Origin of the sequence: Microbacterium sp. Nx66 (assembly GCF_904066215.1) — a bacterium.
Classification (GTDB): Bacteria; Actinomycetota; Actinomycetes; order Actinomycetales; family Microbacteriaceae; genus Microbacterium; species Microbacterium meiriae.
Genome location: NZ_LR880474.1, coordinates 1557551 through 1574158, shown reverse-complemented (window position 1 = coordinate 1574158; position 16608 = coordinate 1557551). Strand labels below are relative to the sequence as shown.

Genomic DNA, 16608 nt, shown 5'->3' with positions numbered 1-16608 from the left:
TATGCCACGGCGATTCTCACTGCGCCAAATCGAGGCCAGTCCACCCGAGATCCCGGGCGTGGCGCGCCGATTTCCGTTTGCCGCAGACCCCGGGAAGGAGTTGACTCGTCTCATGCGCGTCACCAAGTTCGAACATGCCACCCTCCGCCTGGACCAGAACGACGACACCCTCCTGATCGATCCGGGATCCTTCACAGCCCCGCTGCACGACCTCAGCGGACTGGTCGCCATCGTGCTCACGCACGAGCACCCCGACCACTGGACGCCGGAGCACCTCGACCGGATCCTCCGCGCGGCCCCCGGGACCCCGATCTTCGGGCCGGAGGGCGTGGCGAAGGCGGCGGAGGGCTACGAGGTCACGGTCGTCTCCCCCGGCGACACCGTGGAGGTCGGCGCCTTCACTCTGCGCTTCTTCGGTGGCACGCACGCAGTGATCCACTCCTCGATCCCGACGATCGACAACGTGGGCGTGCTCGTCAACGACACGTTCTACTACCCCGGCGACTCGTATGCGGTGCCGGAAGGCGTCGAGGTCGGCACCCTCGCCGCGCCGCTCGGAGCCCCGTGGCTCAAGATCGGGGACGCCATCGACTACGTCCTGGCCGTGAAGCCCCGACGGGCGTTCGGCACGCACGACATGACCCTGTCCGTGATCGGCAAGAACATGCACCGGCAGCGGCTGCAGTGGGCGACCGAGCAGGGCGGCGGCGAGTTCCTCGTGCTCGAGCCCGGCGACACCATCGATCTGTGAGCGGACCACGCCGCCTCCTGCCCGCCCCGACCCCGCGACTCGCCTTCCGGGAGATGATCGCGGACGATCTCGACGACATGGCGGCGCTCCTGGGTGATCCGGAGGTCATGGCGTATTACCCCGCGCCCAAGTCGCGAGCGGAAGCCGCCGAGTGGATCGCGCGGATGCAGCAGCGCTACCGCGAGGACGGCCACGGTCTCTGGATCATCGAGACGCACGACGGCGAGTTCCTCGGCGACTGCGGCCTCACCTGGCAGTCGGTGAACGGCGCTCCCGTGCGCGAAGTCGGCTACCACGTCCGCGCCGATCGCCAGCGCCGAGGCTATGCCACCGAGGCCGCACGCGCCTGTGTCGACCTCGTCGCGCGGACCTTCGCTCCCACGCTCCTCACCGCCATCATCCACCCCGCGAACGAGGCGTCCCGCGGTGTGGCGGAGAAGCTCGGCATGACCCACATCGATGACGATCGCGCCCATCCGTGGATCGTGCGCACGGTGATGGGGATGACCGTGGAGGCCGCGACCTAGCCCTGAGCGCCACGCACCCGCAGGTCACGCGCGAGGTGGTCGCGCTGCTCGATGAGGAGTCGTCGCAGCGCCGCCGGGGCCTCGGGGCTGGCCGACAGCCAGGAATCGACGAGATCCAGCGACGAACGGGCGGGGAACAGCCCGATCACCAGCCGACGAGCGATCTCGATGCTCCGGTCCGTCCACGCGGTCCCGATCCGCGCGAAGTACTCCTCGTCGTAGGACTCGATGAGGTCACGGCGGCCACCGGCGCGGAAGCCGCCGATCTCGGCATCGAGGTGATCGTTCGTCAGCGACTGGTCTTCCCACGCGGCGGTCCAGGCGGCCGCGCGTACCGCCGCGTCGGGGACGGAGGCGCGGGCGCGGCGGGCGGCGGTGCGTCCGTCGCCGGTGTCGTCCCTCTCCTCCTCGGCCGCGATGTCCGAGGCGTCGGCGTGACCGGTCGTGACGAGGGCTGTGAGGAGCTGCCAGCGCAGATCGGGATCCACGACGAGGCCCTCCGGCACGTCGCCGTCGAGCAGGGCCCGGACCTCCGCGTGGTGGACGTCATCGAACGCCGAGGCGGCTGCCAGCGCACGCGCCCAGGAGAGCTGGGCGTCGCTGCCGGCGTCCGCCTGCTGCAGTGCCGCCCACGTCGTCTCGGTCCAGGCGCGCTGCTCCGCGGCGCGTCGGTCATCGGGGACGAAGTGCCGCAGCGCGAACGCGGCGTCGAGGAGGGCCGCAGCCAGCAGACCGCCGTTCGACTCCCGCGGTGCGTGCGCGCGCACGATCGCGACGAAACGGGCGGCATCGAGCTCGCCGTCCCGGGTGGCGTTCCACAACGACGACCACACGAGCGCCCGGGCGAGCGGGTCCTCGATGTCCGAGAGGGATTCCTCGACGGTGCGGAGCGACCGCTCGTCCAGGCGCGCCTTCGCGTAGGTGAGGTCGTCGTCGTTGAGCAGCACGAGATCGGCCTCGGGGAGCTCGATCTCGACCCGCTCCCCGATCAGGTCCAGCTCCCGCTGCTCCCGACGCACGATCCGGTCGTCCACGCGGTCGTACAGTCCGATCCGCAGGCGGTGCGGACGGACGTCGTCCTGGACGAGGTGCTGTGCGCCGTCGGCGTCGGTCTCCACCCAGATGGTCGAGACGCCCGTCGTCTGCAGCCAGGCGCCCGCCCAATCGGTCATGTCCCTGCCGGACACCGCGCTGAGCTCGACGAGGAAGTCGTCGAGGGTGGTGTTGCCGAACGCGTTGGCCGCGAAGTACCGCCGGGCGCCTTCGAAGAACGCCTCGTCGCCCACGAACGCGACGAGCTGCTTCAGCACCGAGGCGCCCTTGGCGTAGGTGATGCCGTCGAAGTTCAGCTTCGCGGCCTCCAGGTCGGGGATGTCGGCGACGATGGGGTGCGTCGTCGGCAGCTGGTCCTGCTGATAGGCCCAGGCCTTGCGCCGCATGGCGAACGTCACCCACGCGTCGTGGAACCGGGTGGCCACCGCCGAGGCGTGCGATCCCATGTAGTCGGCGAAGGACTCCTTGAGCCAGAGGTCGTCCCACCACGTCATCGTGACGAGGTCGCCGAACCACATGTGCGCCATCTCGTGCAGGATCGTGTTGGCCCTGCCGGCCCGCTGCGCCTCGGTGGCAGCACCACGCGAGAGGTAGCCTTCCGTGAAGGTGACCAGGCCGGGGTTCTCCATCGCGCCGAGGTTGTACTCGGGGACGAAGATCTGGTCGTACTTGCCCCACGGGTAGGGATAGGCGAAGGCGTCGGTGAAGAAGTCGAGCCCCTGCCGGGTGACCTCGAGGATCTCGTCGGCCTCGAGGTGCTCGACGAGCGAGCGGCGGACGAGCACGCCGAGGGCCACTCGCTGCTCGTCTCTGGTCCACTCCCCGTCGACACGGGCGTACGGGCCGGCCGCGACCGCCGTGATGTAGCTGGAGATCGGCAGCGTGGGGGCGAACTGCACGCGCTGGACGCCGACGCCGAGGTCGACGTGGGCCGGCGACTGGTTCGAGAGCACCTCCCACCCGGACGGCGCGTCAATGACGAAGGTGTACTCCGCCTTCATGTCCGGCTGCTCGAAGCAGGCCATCACGCGACGGGAGTCCGCGGGCTCGTACTGCGTGTAGAGGTAGGTGCGGTCGTCAGCCGGGTCGTGGAACCGGTGCAGGCCCTCCCCCGACCGGCTGTAGGCGCCGACCGCTTCGATGCGCACGACGTTCGACGCCGCGAGGTCGTCGATCGTGAGGCGCGCCCCGTCGTAGACGACGTCCCGCTCCTCCCCGTTCACCTCGACGCGCCGGACCTCCTCGCCGATGAAGTCCAGCCACGTGCTCTGGACCGTCGCATCGAACTCCAGGACCGTCGTCGTCGGGAAGCCCGTGCGCGCCCGCTCCGGGGCCCCGGTCAGGTCCAGCTCGACGCGGATGCGGTGCAGGGTGATCGCGGCGGATCGCGCCGCGGTCTCCTCACGGGTCAGGTTCGCGGTGTGCATCCCTCCATCCTGGCATCTTCCCGAGGTCAGCCGGGGAGCTCCCGCGGCCTCATCCGCGCCGCCCGGCACCGCGCCGGTTGACCTTCCGCGACGTTTCGGGCCCGCCCAGCAGCCGCCGGATCGCCGTCTCCGGGGTCACGTCGAGGTCGAGCGTCCTCCCCCGGCCGTACTGCCGGAACACCCGAGGGTCGATGTAGCTGTTGCGGGCGACGGCAGTCGTGTTGCCCAGGGCGGTCGCCGCCGCCTGCACCGCGAGGCGCTCGGCCTGGTTCCGCTGTCCGCGGCGGTCGAGGACGCCGATGCGGGCCAGGGCGTCTGCGGCGATGATCGTGCCGTGGAGGGTGCGGAAGTCCTTGGCGGAGAAGCTGGCCCCCAGCACGTCCTTGAGGTACGTGTTGACCTCGGCGGGCGTGATCTTCACCCGCCGCCGGCCTTTCCGGTAGGCCAGGAGGAAGGCGGTGGAGGCGCCGCTCGCGAAATCCGTGAGGGCTTCGGCGAGGGGTTCGTCGGTGATCTCGATCGCGGCGGTCTGTCCGCTCTTCGCCGGGAAGGACAGGGCGACGTCGCCGCCGTCGATGCGGACGTCGCGGCGGCGGAGCGTGGTCAGGCCGCGGCTGCCGTGGCGCGCCAGGTAGCGTTCCGAACCGATCCGCAGCGCGGCGTCGTCGAGCATGCGGAAGGCGATCGCGAGGGCTCGCTCCTTCGTCTGGCCGTCCTCCTTGAGAGCCTTGGTGACCTGCGCGCGGGCGCTGGGCAGGGCCGCGGCGAGGTCCAGTGCGCGGACGAACTTGCGACGGTCGCGGGAGACCCGCCAGAGCGGGTGGTAGAGGTACTGCTTGCGACCGGCGGTGTCGATCCCCACGGCCTGGATGTGCGCGAGCGGGTCGGCCGCGATCCACACGTCCTGCCACGCCGGCGGGATCACCAGGTCGCTGATGCGTTCGCGATCCGCCTCGGGCGCAGGCTCCCCCATCGGATCGACGTACCGGAATCCCGAGCTCGTCCGCTTCCGCGTGAAGCCCGGGTCCTGACCGGGTACCACTCGCACCAGTCGCGCCATGCGTCTCTCCTCCCGCCGTGCAGCTCCTCCGAGTGTGGAGTGACCCCGGTCTCGGCGGGAAGGGAGTGGCGTCTCACCCCGCCGGCGTGCTATCCGCGTCGGCGTCCTTCGCGAAGACCGCCCGCATGTGGTCGCTGGTGAGGAAGTCAGCGATGCCGATCATGATCAGGCTGAAGACGATCTGCTCGGTGACCATCCAGACCGGATAGAGACCGGGGATCGCCGCCATGACGAGCGTGATGACCGGGAAGATCTGCGCGAACAGCCGCAGTCGGAGGTAGGCCCAACGCCATCCGCGGCGCGCACGCCACGCGAAGTAGAACAGCGTCGCGGTCATCGCCAGCACCACGAGCGTGCGCATCCACACGGCGAAGGGCACGCTGTCCCCGTCCGCGGCGAGCACGAGCGCGACCACGACAGCGCCCACCCCGAGCACCAGCTCGGCGACGAGGAGCCAGAGGATCCAGGTGAAGGCACGGACCGTCCTGGGGTGAGTGCGGCCGGCGTCGCTGATCAGCACGCCGGCCTGCCGCCCACCCGCGATCCGGTCGAGACGGAGGAAGAGCGGTTCGAGGGCCATGCTCGGAGCCTAGACCGGCGGCGTCCGCTCGACCTCGTCCGTTCGATGGACCTCGACGCCGCCGTTGGCCGCTTCCGGGAGCACCCGCTCCAGCACCATCGCCAGCACGCCGACGGCGAGACTGCCCGCCACCATGACCGCGATGAACCACCCGCTGACGCCGACGCCGAGGAGCACCCCCGCGACGAGCGGGCCGAGGATCGCTCCGCCCTGGAAAGCGGCGGAGTTGAGGGCGTTGTAGCGGCCGCGAGTGCGGTCGGTCGCGAGATCGTTGTAGATGGCGGGGATCGTCGGCTGCATCATGGTCTCCCCGAACGCGAAGACGCCCATGAACGCGATCACCGCGATCGCGGCCGTGACCGAGTCGGGGAGCAGACCCGCGGCACCGAGCATGACCCAGGAGACGGCCCAGATGAGCGCCATGACCTGCATGACCCTGGTGCGGCGGCGACCGTTGATGAGGCGGAGGACGGCGAACTGCAGCAGCACGATGACAGCCGTGTTCACCGCGAACGAGATGCCGACCACGGCGGTCGACACCTGGGCGATCTGACGGGCGTAGGCGGGGAAGCCCGCCTCGATCTGTCCGTACCCGATGAAGACGGAGAAGAAGGTCAACAGCGTCATCCACAGCACCGCCGGTCGACGGAGGATCTCCCGGTAGCCGCCCTCGGTGGTCACCGCCGGGTCGGGCTCCGCCTGCGTGCGCACGTGCCGGAGCGGACCCAGGAGCAGTGCCAGCGGGATGAGGCTCGTGGCCGCGTCGATGAGGAAGATCGTGGTGAAGGTCGACGGCTCCGTCACGTCGACGAAGAAGCCGCCGATGATGCCGCCCACGCCGATGCCGAGGTTGACGAGGGCGAAGTTCACGCCGAAGTACTGCTGGCGGACCTCGCCGTCGACCACCGAGGCGATGAGCGCGTTGAAGCCGGGCCAGGACACCCCGAAGTTGACCCCGATGAGCACGACCGCGACGGTCGCGACGGCGGGATGCGTGGCGTAGGCGAGGAGCGTGCACCCCGCGATCATCGAGAGCAGGCCCACGATCAGCACACGGCGGGCGCCGAAGCGGTCGATGAGCGTACCGCCGGGGCCCGTGACGAAGAGCCCCGTGATCGCGATGAGGCTCATGAGCGCCCCGGAGAACCCGAGGTCGAAGCCGCGGACCTCGTGGAGGTAGATGATGGTGAACGGCAGCGTCATCCCCCGCCCGAGCGTCTGGATCGCCACGGTCGACAGCAGCCAGCGCCCCTCGGTGGGCAACGCGTTCCAGAAAGACCTCATACCGATCACCTCGTCATTGTTCCAGGAGCCGCGGACATCGGATGACCGCCGGGCTCCCGGGAACAAAGCCGATATTCTGCGAACATGCCCGTGTCGTTCGAAGACTTCCGCTCCGCCCTGCTCCACGCACCGACCCGTGAGGCCTGGGGCCTCGTGCTCACCGATGCCGAGGCGCAGCAGGTCGCCGCGGACGAGCAGGCGAGCCGGGCCTGGTACGACTACTGGCTCGCCACCACGGCGCCGGCGACGCCCGCCCCCGCGGCGGCAGGGCTCGGCGGACACGAACTCCCCATCGCCGCAGCGCCCGGGTTCGCTGCGGCGCCGCCGCCTGCACCGGCCGCGCAGGGACCCGTCTCCTCCGGTGGGCCGGAGATCGCGTTCCCCGCTTCGGAGAGCACCGGGAGGAAGAGCCGGGTCGGCCTCTGGGTGACGCTGGGCATCGTGGGCGCGCTGCTGCTGATCGCCGCGATCGTCACGGTGTTCGCGTTCACGACCGCACGCCACTGGACCAAGGTCGACGTGCCGGAGAAGCCCGAGACCTTCCACAGCGAGGAGTACGAGACCGGCAAGTACCTCGTCGCCGACGACGGCGTGAGCCCGTGCGCGGTGGACCAGGACTGGACGGACTGCATCGGCCTCATGGAGGCCGAGTACGCGGGCGCCTGCGCCGGGGTCGACCTCGTCCCCGCCGCCGCGGACCTGTGCGCCCAGCACCGCGCCGAGATCGACCGGATGATCGCGGAGGACGCGGACGGGATGTACGTGGCCTCCCTCGGCGATTTCGGACACCTCACCCGGACGCCCGAGACGGCGACGCGCCAGGTCTCGAACGACGATGCTGAGCCGGCCGTCACCCACGAGGCCGTGTGCTATCTGGGGTTCCTCGGGGAGTGCGAGTAGCCGGTTCACCATCCGCGGGTCTCGCCGGGGAGGCCGACCGAGCGTATCGTCGGGCACAGACCTGATCGGGTCGGGGACGAGGTGTCGACATGTGTCGGTGGCTGGCGTATGTGGGAGAACCGCTGCACCCGTCGGAGGTGATCCTCGACGCGCGACATTCGCTCGTGGCGCAGTCCCTGGACTCGCCACTCGGTGCGGAGACCGTGAACGGAGACGGCTTCGGCCTCGGCTGGTATCCGGTGTCGAACCGTGAGGACTCGGGGCAGCCGCCGGGGCCCGCGCTGTTCCGGAGCATGGAGCCCGCCTGGAACGATCTGAACCTGCGCGAGATCTCCCGCATGATCCGCAGCCCGCTGTTCTTCAGCCATGTGAGAGCCGCCGCCGGGCCGCCGGTCCAGCAGACCAACTGCCACCCGTTCCGGCACGCGAACTGGCTCTTCATGCACAACGGCGGCCTGACGGACTTCCTGACGGTGAAACGCGACCTCACTCTCGCCGTCGATCCCTCCCTCTACCCGGAGATCCAGGGCACCACCGACTCCGAGGTGCTGTTCCACCTCGCCCTGACACTCGGCCTGCAGGACGATCCGATCGCGGGGATGCGGGCGGCCATCCGGGAGGCCGAGCGAGTGGGCCACGAGCATGGCATCCGCTTCCCGGTGCAGGGCACCTTCGCGGTCTCCGACGGCGCCACCGTGTGGGCGATCCGCTATTCGACCGCCGGACGCTCCCGCTCCCTCTTCCACTCCACCGACATCGAGACTCTTCGTCGGATGTACCCCGATGCGGAACGTCTTCGCGTCTTCGGTCGCCGGGCGCACGTGATCGTCTCCGAGCCGCTGAACGATCTGCCCGGTGCGTTCGAAGAGGTCCCCGAATCCACGGTCTCGATCCTCGACGAGGCGGGCTACCGGTACGAGCCCTTCCTCGAAGCTGCGTGAGCACTGACGTTCCTGCCGGGGGAACGAGAAAACCCCCGCCGGAGCGGGGGTTTTCGAAGTGCTGGGGTACCTGGACTCGAACCAAGAACAACTGAACCAGAATCAGCCGTGTTGCCAATTACACCATACCCCAAGGGCGAAACCGGAGCCTCGCACCGAGAGTCAAGCTTACCCGAGCGGCGACCGATCACCAAAACCACCGGTGCCGTGTCGCCGCTCGGGCGCGTCGCGGATCAGTTCGCGAGGAACGCCGAGAGCGCGCGCAGGCGGCGCAGCGACTCGTCCTTGCCCAGCAGCTCCATCGACTCGAACAGGGGCGGCGAGACGCGGCGGCCGGTGATGGCCACGCGCGGCGGCCCGTAGGCCACGCGCGGCTTGAGCTCGAGGTTCTCCACGAGCGCCGTCGAGAGCGCCTCCTGGATCTTCTCCGGGGTGAAGTCGGCGACCGGCTCCAGCGCGGTGACGCAGGCGTCCAGCACCGCGGCGGCGTTGGCCGGCAGCCCCTTGAGCGCATCCGCGTCGTACGACACCTCGTCGCGGAACAGGAAGCCGAGCATGCCCGGCACCTCGCCCAGCAGCTGCACGCGCTCCTGCACCAGCGGCGCCGCGCGGAAGGCGAGGACGAGCTGCTCGTGGGTCGGCTCGTCGAACAGACCGGCCGCGGCGAGGTACGGCACCGTGCGCTCGGCGAAGTCCTTCACGTCGAGCATGCGGATGTGGTCGCCGTTGATCGACTCGGCCTTCTTCTGGTCGAAGCGGGCCGGGTTGGGGTTCACGTTCTCGATGTCGAACGCGGCGATGAACTCGTCGAGCGAGAACACGTCGCGGTCCGGGCCGATCGACCAGCCCAGGAGCGCGAGGTAGTTCAGGAGGCCCTCATGGATGAAGCCGCGCTCCCGGTGCAGGAACAGATCGGCCTGGGGGTCACGCTTGGAGAGCTTCTTGTTGCCGGTCTCCCCCAGCACGAGCGGCATGTGGGCGAACCGCGGCACGAACGTCGTCACACCCGCGTCGATGAGAGCGGCGTAGAGCGAGAGCTGGCGCGCGGTGGAGGGCATGAGGTCTTCGCCGCGGAGCACGTGCGTGATGCCCATCAGCGCGTCGTCGACGGGGTTCACGAAGGTGTACAGCGGCACCCCGTTCGGGCGCACGACGACGAAGTCCGGGAAGGAGCCCGCGGGGAAGGTGACCTCGCCGCGGATGAGGTCGACGTACGTGAGGTCCTCGTCCGGCACCCGCAGGCGGAGGGCGGGCTGCCGGCCCTCGGCGCGGAAGGCGGCCTTCTGCTCGTCGGTGAGGTCACGGTCGAAGTTGTCGTAGCCGAGCTGCTTCGCGCGGCCGTTGGTCTCGTTGCGGGCGTCGATCTCCTCGGCCGTCGAGTAGCTCTCGTAGAGCGCGCCCGTCGCGAGGAGCTTGTCGATCACCTCGCGGTAGATGTCGTGCCGCTCGGACTGCCGGTACGAGGCGTGCGGGCCGCCGACCTCGACACCCTCGTCCCAGTCGATCTTCAGCCACGTGAGCGCGTCGACGAGCTGGCGGAAGCTCTCCTCGCTGTCGCGCGCGGCGTCGGTGTCCTCGATGCGGAACACCATCTTCCCGCCGTTGTGACGGGCATAGGCCCAGTTGTACAGAGCCGTGCGGACCATGCCGACGTGCGGCAGCCCCGTCGGAGAGGGGCAGAAGCGGACGCGGACGTCGGCGCCGCTGGCGGTCGTGGTGAGGGGATGCGGAGTAGCCATAGCCCTTCGATTCTACGGGTGCGGGCGGGTCAGCCCCGGCGCGAGACCGCCACCGCCGCGCGGTGCTCCAGGGGCAGCACTGTTCCCACCCGATGCGCCGCGACCGTCTCCTCGAACCCCGCGCGGAACCGGCGGCGCTCGGCCGTGGAGAGCAGGGCGTACTGGGCGCCGGCGCCGGCCACACCCCCTTCGACGGAGGTCCACAGCGCGCCGGGGTCGGCCTCCCACGTCCAGGTGTGCTCGGTGACCACGACCTCCGGGAGCCCGGCGTCGGTGAGCACGTCCGCGAAGCCGTCCGGGGTGCGTGCGAAGTCCTCTTCGGCGGGGAGCCTCTCCCCCGCGTACGGCGGCAACCCCGCGCGTTCGACGACCTCCGCCCAGAACCACGACGGCGAACGGGTCCAGATCGTCGCGGCGACCGGACCACGCGCGACCCGACCCAGCTCGCGGGCGGCGGTCCGCGGGGAGGAGACGTGGTTCAGCACGAAGTTCGCCACGGCGGCATCGAAGGACCCGTCGCCGAAGGGCAGCGTCGGCAGCCCGCCCTCGACGATGCGCAGCGTCGGGTGCTCCCGGTGGGCGACGGCACGCATCGTCGGCTCGGGCTCGCAGGCTGTGACGTCCCATCCCCGGCGTGCGAAGCGGGACGTGAGACGGCCTTCCCCCGCGCCGACGTCCAGCAGGCCACGACCCTCCGCCGGGCCGAGTGCGGCGGTGAGAGGCTCGAAGGTCCCGGCGCACAGGGCGGCGTACGAAGCGGCATAGGCCTCTCCGACGCCGTCCCAGGCCTTCACCGCGCGCTGCTCCGGGCGAGCGGTGACAGCGCGACGATCGCGAGGACGAGCACCGAGGCCGCGATGCCGAGCCCGGCGTACTGGAAGTTCGACAGCACGATGCCGGCGAGGACGGACCCGGCGGCGGCGGACAGGCTCATCAGCGAGTCGCTGCGTCCCTGACGACGAGTGCGCACCTCGGGCGCGGAGGCTTCGGTGAGCAGCGCGGCACCGGCGACCGTCGCGGCACTCCAGCCGAGGCCGAGGAGGATGAGGGCGACCATGACGCCCCACGCCTCGGTGCCCGCGAAGACGGCGAAGGCCAGGGCGCCGCCGAGCAGAGCCTGCCCGAGCAGCACCACGCGCAGCCGCCCCCAGCGGTCGGCCAGCACGCCGAACACCGGCGAGAGCGCGTACATGCCGCCGACGTGCAGCGCGATGGTGATGCCGACGAGCGCTGAGACGTCCGCCGGTGTCGCCGCCGCACCGTGAGCGCCGTGGGCCATGTGCGAGAGATGCACCGGGGTCATCGCCATGACCGACGCCATCACCACGTGCGACCCCGCGATGGCGAAGATCGCGTAGCGGGCCACGCGCGGGCGGTCCGCCACGACGGCGCTCGTCGTCGCGGCGGCGGCCTGAGCGAGTCGCTGCGCGGCCAGCAGCGGATCGGGGCGGAGGGCGACGAGGTAGAGCGCGAGCGCCGCGCACTGCGCGACGAACGAGAAGACGTAGGAACCCGTCTGCGGAGGCATCCCGATCGCCTGTCCGACGATCTCCCCCGGGCCGAGCAGCAGCGGTCCCGCCACGCCGCCGATCGTGGTGGACCAGACGACGATCGAGAGGTCACGCCCGCGGTGCTGCGGCGCCGCGAGGTCCGTGGCCGCGAACCGGGATTGCAGGTTGCCCGCGTTCCCCGCACCGATCAGCAGGATGCCGACGAGCAGGAGCGGGAAGACGCGCACCGACGCCGCGAGGATCACCACGGCGATGCCGACGAGGGCGAAGAGATTGCCGAGGGTGAGGGCGCGGCGGCGTCCGAGCCGTGCGGCCATCCGGGCGAGCGGGATCGCGCAGAGCGCGGCGCCCAGGGTCACCGATGCCGTCGCGAGCCCGGAGAGCGCGTCGCTGCCGGAGATGTCCGCGGCGAGCAGCGCACCGAGCGACACGGTGGCGCCGAAGGCGATGCCGCCCAGCACCTGCCCCAGCGACAGCACGAGCACGGTGCGGCGCTGGACCGCCTGCTGCTGCGTCGCCGTGAGGGCGACGTCGGTCATGACGCGGGAGCGGCGTCGCGCACGGGGTTGCGCAGGATGCCGAGTCCGGAGATCTCCACCTCGACGGTGTCGCCCGCCTCGAACGTGCCGACGCCCGCGGGTGTCCCCGTCATGATGACGTCGCCCGGAAGGAGCGTGAACACCGCGGAGGCGTACTCGATGATCGCGGCGACCGAGTGGATCATGTCGGTGAGCGGCGCGTGCTGGCGGACCTCGCCGTTGACCCGCGTCTCGATCGTGGCCTGCGCGGGGTCGAAGTCCGTCTCGATCACGGGTCCGAGCGGGCAGAACGTGTCGAAGCCCTTCGCCCGCGACCACTGCCCGTCCTTGCGCTGCAGGTCGCGTGCGGTGACGTCGTTGCCGATCGTGTAGCCGAGCACGTGGTCGAGGGCGTTCTCCGCCTTCACGTTCTTCGCGATCCGTCCGATCACGACCACGAGCTCGCCCTCGTACTCCGTGCGCTCGGACAGCGCGGTGGGACGCACGATCGCGTCATCCGGGCCGATCACGGCGGTGTTCGGCTTGAGGAACAGCAGCGGCTCCTCGGGGGCCACTCCGCCCATCTCGGCGGCGTGATCGTGGTAGTTCTTGCCGACGCACACGACCTTGGAGCGCGGGATGACGGGCGCGAGCAGCGTGACCTCGGTCAGCGGGACGCGGGCGCCGGTGGTCTCATACCCCGAGAACATCGGGTCCCCGGCGAGGACCACGAGCTCGCGGTCGTCGATGATCCCGTACATGATGGCGTCGTCGTGGCTGAACCGGGCGATCTTCATGCCTCCAGCCTAGATCCCCCTCTTTGTCGTCGAGACCCCGGTTTGTCGTCGAGACCCCGGTTCGCTTGCGCGGGAGAGGCGGGGTCTCGACGGAAGCCCGGGGCCTCGGCGGAACTCATCCGGGAGGACGGACGCCGAACGCGCCCAGCCGTCGTCCGAGGTCCTCGGGGGTGCGGATGTGCCGGGAGCCCCAGCGCACCACCCGCCAGCCGGTCACCCCGCGGATCTCGTCCTCGCGGTGCTTCTCCGCCATCACCGCATCGGCCGCCGTGGGCATCGTCCGCAGCTCCGCATCCCGGTACTTGTCCTCCCCGTCGAACTCCCCGAGGGCCTGCGACCGCGGGAACCCGAAGTCGGCGAAGTACCGAGCACCGTCGGAGCCCACGAGGGGGACCTGCAGATCGATGTCTCGGAACCCGAGTCGATGCAACTGGAGGCGACTCACGCTCTCGCCCGGGAGCTGCGCCCGTCCATCCGCGAAGGCTCCGATCCATCGCGCGCGCCGCACACCCCGGAGTCCCGCCGCGCACAGGCCTTCGACTTCGGCCCGCCAGGCGGCGACGGCATCCTGGTCCACCTCGTGCCCGTCGACCGAGACCAGCCGCAGTGCCGCATCCCCCGCGGCGACGACGGCCTCCGGTCGCAGCAGTCGGGCGAGATCGAACACGGTGCGGGCCAGCGACGTGCACCGGAGCCCGTGCCGCCGGACGACATCGCCCTCGTCGAGCATCATCTGGTGTCGGACGACCCCGGCCTCGGTCCTGGTGTGCCGACGGCTGCGGATCGCGGTGTGCACGTCGTCCCGGATCGGCCCCACGAGCGGCAGCCCCCAGAGCGCGGCGGCGGAGAGGTGCGAGAACACGGGACCCCCGCCCGGACTGGCCCTGCGGACGGCGCACACCCGCACGAGCTGCCGCCCCTCCGGCCACAGCTCGTCCCAGACATCCGCGTCGACGTACGCCCCGCGGTGCACGCGCCGTAGCCTGCCGTGCGCGACCGCCGCCGCCAGCTCCCGTTCCGTGACGCCCGCATCGAGGACCTCCTCCCGCGACCGCACGAGATCCCAGGCATCGGAGAACGAGAGGCGCCGCGACATCCCCCCACTCTCCCCCGCTCACCCTCTCCTCCCCCCGTTCTCCACACCCCCCACCCCTCATCCCCCACTCCCCCCGCACTGTGCAGGAACGACCCCGGCGCGCGAGACCCCGGGTACACGACGAGACCCCGCCTACCACGCGTCGACACGGCGGGGTGTCGGCGGGAAGACGGGGTCTCGGGGAATGGAATCAGGCGTCGAGGCGGAGGAGCCAGCCGTGCTTGTCCTCGCGGCGGCCGTACTGGATGTCGGTGAGCTCCTCGCGGAGCGACAGCGCCAGCTCGCCCAGCGGCTGCGGCTCGTCGAAACCCTCGCCCACGAGCGCGCCGATCGGCGTCACGACCGCGGCCGTGCCACAGGCGAACACCTCGACGATGTCGCCGGAGGCCACGCCCTCGCGCCACTCGTCGATCGAGATCGGTCGCTTCTCGACCGTGTAGCCGCGGTCCTCGGCGAGCTGCAGCAGCGAATCCCGCGTGATGCCCTCGAGGATGCTGTCGGACTCCGGCGTGACGACACGACCGTCCTTGAAGACGAACACAACGTTCATGCCACCGAGCTCCTCGACGTCGCGGTTCTCGTTGAGGAACACGACCTGGTCGCAGCCCTTCGCGCTGGCCTCGGCCTGCGGCAGGAGGCTGGAGGCGTAGTTGCCCCCCGTCTTCGCCTTGCCGGTGCCACCGCGGCCGGCGCGGGCGTAGTCCTCGGAGAGCCAGATGCGCACCGGCTTCACGCCTCCGGTGAAGTAGGCGCCCGCGGGGCTGGCGATCACGTAGTAGGCGACCTTCTGCGCCGCTCGCACGCCGAGGAAGGCCTCCTTGGCGAACATGAACGGTCGCAGGTACAGGCTCTGGTCGGCACCGGACGGCACCCACCGGCCGTCGACGGCGATGAGCTCCCGCAGCGACTGGATGAAGTACTCCGTCGGCAGCTCCGGCAGCGCCAGGCGGCGGGCGCTCGCCTGCAGGCGCGCGGCGTTGCGGTCGGGACGGAAGGTGTGGATCGAGCCGTCGGCGTGCCGGTAGGCCTTGATGCCCTCGAAGATCTCCTGTGCGTAGTGCAGCACGGACGCCGCGGGGTCGAGCGGGATCGGGCCGTAGGGCTGCACACGCGGACGGTGCCAGCCGCCCTTGACCGACCAGCAGATGTCGACCATGTGGTCGGTGAAGACGACCCCGAAACCGGGGTTCTCCAGCACTTCGGCGACGCGTGCCGGCGAGGCCGCGTTCAGGTTCTTCGTCACGGCGAACTCCAGGGGAGCCACGCTCGTCTCGGCGTCGATCGTCGTCATGTCGTCATCCAATCCTCGTGGGGTGGGCGCATCCTCGCGCCCTGTCAGCCTACGCCCGCCGTTCAGAGACGGGCAGTGATCGCGGAGCCGATCTCCGCGGTGGTGCGGGCACCGCTGCGGGCGGCGATGTCCGCCTCGACCGCGGCGCTCACACGCGCCGACTCGGCCGTCAGGCCGAGGTGGTCGAGCAGCAGCGCGATGGAGAGGATCGCGGCGGTCGGGTCGGCCTTCTGCTGACCCGCGATGTCCGGAGCCGAGCCGTGCACGGGCTCGAACATCGACGGGAAGTTGCCATCGGGATTGATGTTCCCGGAGGCGGCGAGGCCGATGCCGCCCGTGACGGCGCCGGCGAGGTCGGTGAGGATGTCACCGAAGAGATTGTCCGTCACGATCACGTCGAAGCGCGAGGGATCGGTGACGAGGAAGATGGTGGCGGCGTCGACGTGCAGATAGTCGACGGCGACGTCGGGGTGCTCGGCGGCGACCTCGTTCACGATGCGCTGCCAGATCGCGCCGGCGTGCACGAGCACGTTGGTCTTGTGCACCAGGGTGAGCTTCTGACGGCGGCGCTCCGCGAGGGCGAACGCATAGCGGACGACCCGCTCGACACCGAACGCCGTGTTCACGGAGGTCTCGTTCGCCACCTCCTGCGGCGTCCCCTTCCGGATCGCTCCGCCGTTGCCGACGTAGGGACCTTCCGTCCCCTCGCGGACGACGACGAAGTCGACCTCGCCCGGGTCCGACAGCGGACCGGGAGCTCCGGTGAAGAGCTTCGAGGGACGCAGGTTCACGTAGTGGTCGAGCGTGAACCGGAGCTTCAGCAGCAGCCCGCGCTCGATGTTCGCGTCCTTCAGCCGCGGGTCGCCCGGCGTCCCGCCGACCGCGCCGAGGAGGATCGCGTCGTGTGCGGCGATCGCGGCGAGGTCGTCGTCCGTGAGCGTGTCGCCCGTCTCGAGGTACCGGCCGGCACCGAGCGAGAAGCGGGTCTTGTCGAACGTCACGTCGCTGTCGGCCGTGACGGTGTCGAGCACCTTCTCCGCCTCGGCGATGACCTCGGGACCGATGCCGTCACCCGGGATGACGGCCAGCTTCACGACACGCGACATGAGACTCCTTGCGCACTGCACGGGGGT

The 16608-nt window shown here is 70.5% G+C and carries 15 protein-coding genes and 1 tRNA gene; 4 read left to right on the top strand and 12 right to left on the bottom strand.

Annotation, left to right across the window (positions count from 1 at the left end; translation table 11 throughout):
• The first annotated feature begins 112 nt into the window (after positions 1-112).
• Entirely contained in the window at positions 113-751 is a 639-nt protein-coding gene (locus MICNX66_RS07390) for an MBL fold metallo-hydrolase (protein ID WP_187663947.1), read from the top strand.
• On the top strand, positions 748-1278 hold the full coding sequence (locus MICNX66_RS07385) for a GNAT family N-acetyltransferase (protein WP_269474818.1): 531 nt from the start codon (positions 748-750) through the stop codon (positions 1276-1278). The genes MICNX66_RS07390 and MICNX66_RS07385 overlap by 4 nt, the downstream gene beginning before the upstream one ends.
• Here MICNX66_RS07385 and pepN read toward each other — a convergent pair.
• The 4 genes from pepN to MICNX66_RS07365 all read right to left on the bottom strand — a co-directional run bounded on the left by pepN (position 1275) and on the right by MICNX66_RS07365 (position 6682).
• On the bottom strand, positions 1275-3758 hold the full coding sequence (gene pepN / locus MICNX66_RS07380; protein ID WP_187663946.1) for an aminopeptidase N: 2484 nt from the start codon (positions 3756-3758) through the stop codon (positions 1275-1277). The genes MICNX66_RS07385 and pepN overlap by 4 nt on opposite strands.
• 49 nt (positions 3759-3807) lie before the next feature.
• On the bottom strand, positions 3808-4818 hold the full coding sequence (locus MICNX66_RS07375; RefSeq protein ID WP_187663945.1) for a DNA topoisomerase IB: 1011 nt from the start codon (positions 4816-4818) through the stop codon (positions 3808-3810).
• Positions 4819-4891: 73 nt separating this feature from the next.
• Entirely contained in the window at positions 4892-5398 is a 507-nt protein-coding gene (locus MICNX66_RS07370; RefSeq protein ID WP_071328486.1) for a hypothetical protein, read from the bottom strand.
• Positions 5399-5407: 9 nt separating this feature from the next.
• Positions 5408-6682: an MFS transporter gene (locus MICNX66_RS07365; RefSeq protein ID WP_187663944.1), complete on the bottom strand. Its 1275-nt coding sequence runs from the start codon at positions 6680-6682 to the stop codon at positions 5408-5410.
• Positions 6683-6766: 84 nt separating this feature from the next.
• Between MICNX66_RS07365 and MICNX66_RS07360 the strand changes: the two genes are divergently transcribed.
• Together MICNX66_RS07360 and MICNX66_RS07355 are read left to right on the top strand one after the other, a co-directional pair.
• On the top strand, positions 6767-7582 hold the full coding sequence (locus tag MICNX66_RS07360; RefSeq protein WP_187663943.1) for a hypothetical protein: 816 nt from the start codon (positions 6767-6769) through the stop codon (positions 7580-7582).
• Between the two features lie 89 nt (positions 7583-7671).
• A complete protein-coding gene (locus MICNX66_RS07355; protein ID WP_187663942.1) occupies positions 7672-8523 on the top strand; it encodes a class II glutamine amidotransferase in 852 nt (283 codons plus the stop codon).
• Between the two features lie 61 nt (positions 8524-8584).
• Here the strand turns inward: MICNX66_RS07355 and MICNX66_RS07350 are convergent.
• The 8 genes from MICNX66_RS07350 to MICNX66_RS07315 all read right to left on the bottom strand — a co-directional run bounded on the left by MICNX66_RS07350 (position 8585) and on the right by MICNX66_RS07315 (position 16581).
• Positions 8585-8656, bottom strand: a tRNA-Gln gene (locus MICNX66_RS07350).
• 100 nt (positions 8657-8756) lie between these two features.
• Positions 8757-10262 carry a glutamate--tRNA ligase gene (gene gltX / locus MICNX66_RS07345; protein WP_187663941.1) on the bottom strand — a complete coding sequence of 502 codons (1506 nt, stop codon included), beginning with the start codon at positions 10260-10262 and terminating at the stop codon, positions 8757-8759.
• Positions 10263-10291: 29 nt separating this feature from the next.
• The gene (locus MICNX66_RS07340) at positions 10292-11056 is read right to left on the bottom strand and encodes a class I SAM-dependent methyltransferase (protein ID WP_187663940.1); all 765 of its coding nucleotides are present in this window, start codon (positions 11054-11056) and stop codon (positions 10292-10294) included.
• On the bottom strand, positions 11053-12312 hold the full coding sequence (locus MICNX66_RS07335) for an MFS transporter (RefSeq protein WP_187663939.1): 1260 nt from the start codon (positions 12310-12312) through the stop codon (positions 11053-11055). Before MICNX66_RS07335 ends, MICNX66_RS07340 begins: the two co-directional genes overlap by 4 nt.
• Positions 12309-13088: a fumarylacetoacetate hydrolase family protein gene (locus tag MICNX66_RS07330; RefSeq protein ID WP_187663938.1), complete on the bottom strand. Its 780-nt coding sequence runs from the start codon at positions 13086-13088 to the stop codon at positions 12309-12311. The genes MICNX66_RS07335 and MICNX66_RS07330 overlap by 4 nt, the downstream gene beginning before the upstream one ends.
• A 115-nt stretch (positions 13089-13203) precedes the next feature.
• Complete coding sequence (locus MICNX66_RS07325; RefSeq protein ID WP_187663937.1) at positions 13204-14184, bottom strand: type IV toxin-antitoxin system AbiEi family antitoxin domain-containing protein; 981 nt, start codon at positions 14182-14184, stop codon at positions 13204-13206.
• Positions 14185-14374: 190 nt separating this feature from the next.
• Positions 14375-15475 carry a branched-chain amino acid aminotransferase gene (locus MICNX66_RS07320; RefSeq protein WP_187663936.1) on the bottom strand — a complete coding sequence of 367 codons (1101 nt, stop codon included), beginning with the start codon at positions 15473-15475 and terminating at the stop codon, positions 14375-14377.
• 62 nt (positions 15476-15537) lie between these two features.
• Positions 15538-16581, bottom strand: coding sequence for a 3-isopropylmalate dehydrogenase (locus MICNX66_RS07315; RefSeq protein WP_187663935.1), 1044 nt, complete (start codon positions 16579-16581; stop codon positions 15538-15540).
• Between the last annotated feature and the right edge of the window lie 27 nt (positions 16582-16608).

What these genes read in the sequence shown, in the direction of transcription:
- MICNX66_RS07390 (WP_187663947.1), top strand. Translation starts at nt 113, where the DNA reads ATGCGCGTCACCAAGTTCGAACATGCCACCCTCCGCCTGGACCAGAAC.
- pepN (WP_187663946.1), bottom strand. Translation starts at nt 3,758, where the DNA reads ATGCACACCGCGAACCTGACCCGTGAGGAGACCGCGGCGCGATCCGCC.
- MICNX66_RS07375 (WP_187663945.1), bottom strand. Translation starts at nt 4,818, where the DNA reads ATGGCGCGACTGGTGCGAGTGGTACCCGGTCAGGACCCGGGCTTCACG.
- MICNX66_RS07370 (WP_071328486.1), bottom strand. Translation starts at nt 5,398, where the DNA reads ATGGCCCTCGAACCGCTCTTCCTCCGTCTCGACCGGATCGCGGGTGGG.
- MICNX66_RS07365 (WP_187663944.1), bottom strand. Translation starts at nt 6,682, where the DNA reads ATGAGGTCTTTCTGGAACGCGTTGCCCACCGAGGGGCGCTGGCTGCTG.
- MICNX66_RS07360 (WP_187663943.1), top strand. Translation starts at nt 6,767, where the DNA reads ATGCCCGTGTCGTTCGAAGACTTCCGCTCCGCCCTGCTCCACGCACCG.
- MICNX66_RS07355 (WP_187663942.1), top strand. Translation starts at nt 7,672, where the DNA reads ATGTGTCGGTGGCTGGCGTATGTGGGAGAACCGCTGCACCCGTCGGAG.
- gltX (WP_187663941.1), bottom strand. Translation starts at nt 10,262, where the DNA reads ATGGCTACTCCGCATCCCCTCACCACGACCGCCAGCGGCGCCGACGTC.
- MICNX66_RS07335 (WP_187663939.1), bottom strand. Translation starts at nt 12,312, where the DNA reads ATGACCGACGTCGCCCTCACGGCGACGCAGCAGCAGGCGGTCCAGCGC.
- MICNX66_RS07330 (WP_187663938.1), bottom strand. Translation starts at nt 13,088, where the DNA reads ATGAAGATCGCCCGGTTCAGCCACGACGACGCCATCATGTACGGGATC.
- MICNX66_RS07325 (WP_187663937.1), bottom strand. Translation starts at nt 14,184, where the DNA reads ATGTCGCGGCGCCTCTCGTTCTCCGATGCCTGGGATCTCGTGCGGTCG.
- MICNX66_RS07320 (WP_187663936.1), bottom strand. Translation starts at nt 15,475, where the DNA reads ATGACGACGATCGACGCCGAGACGAGCGTGGCTCCCCTGGAGTTCGCC.
- MICNX66_RS07315 (WP_187663935.1), bottom strand. Translation starts at nt 16,581, where the DNA reads ATGTCGCGTGTCGTGAAGCTGGCCGTCATCCCGGGTGACGGCATCGGT.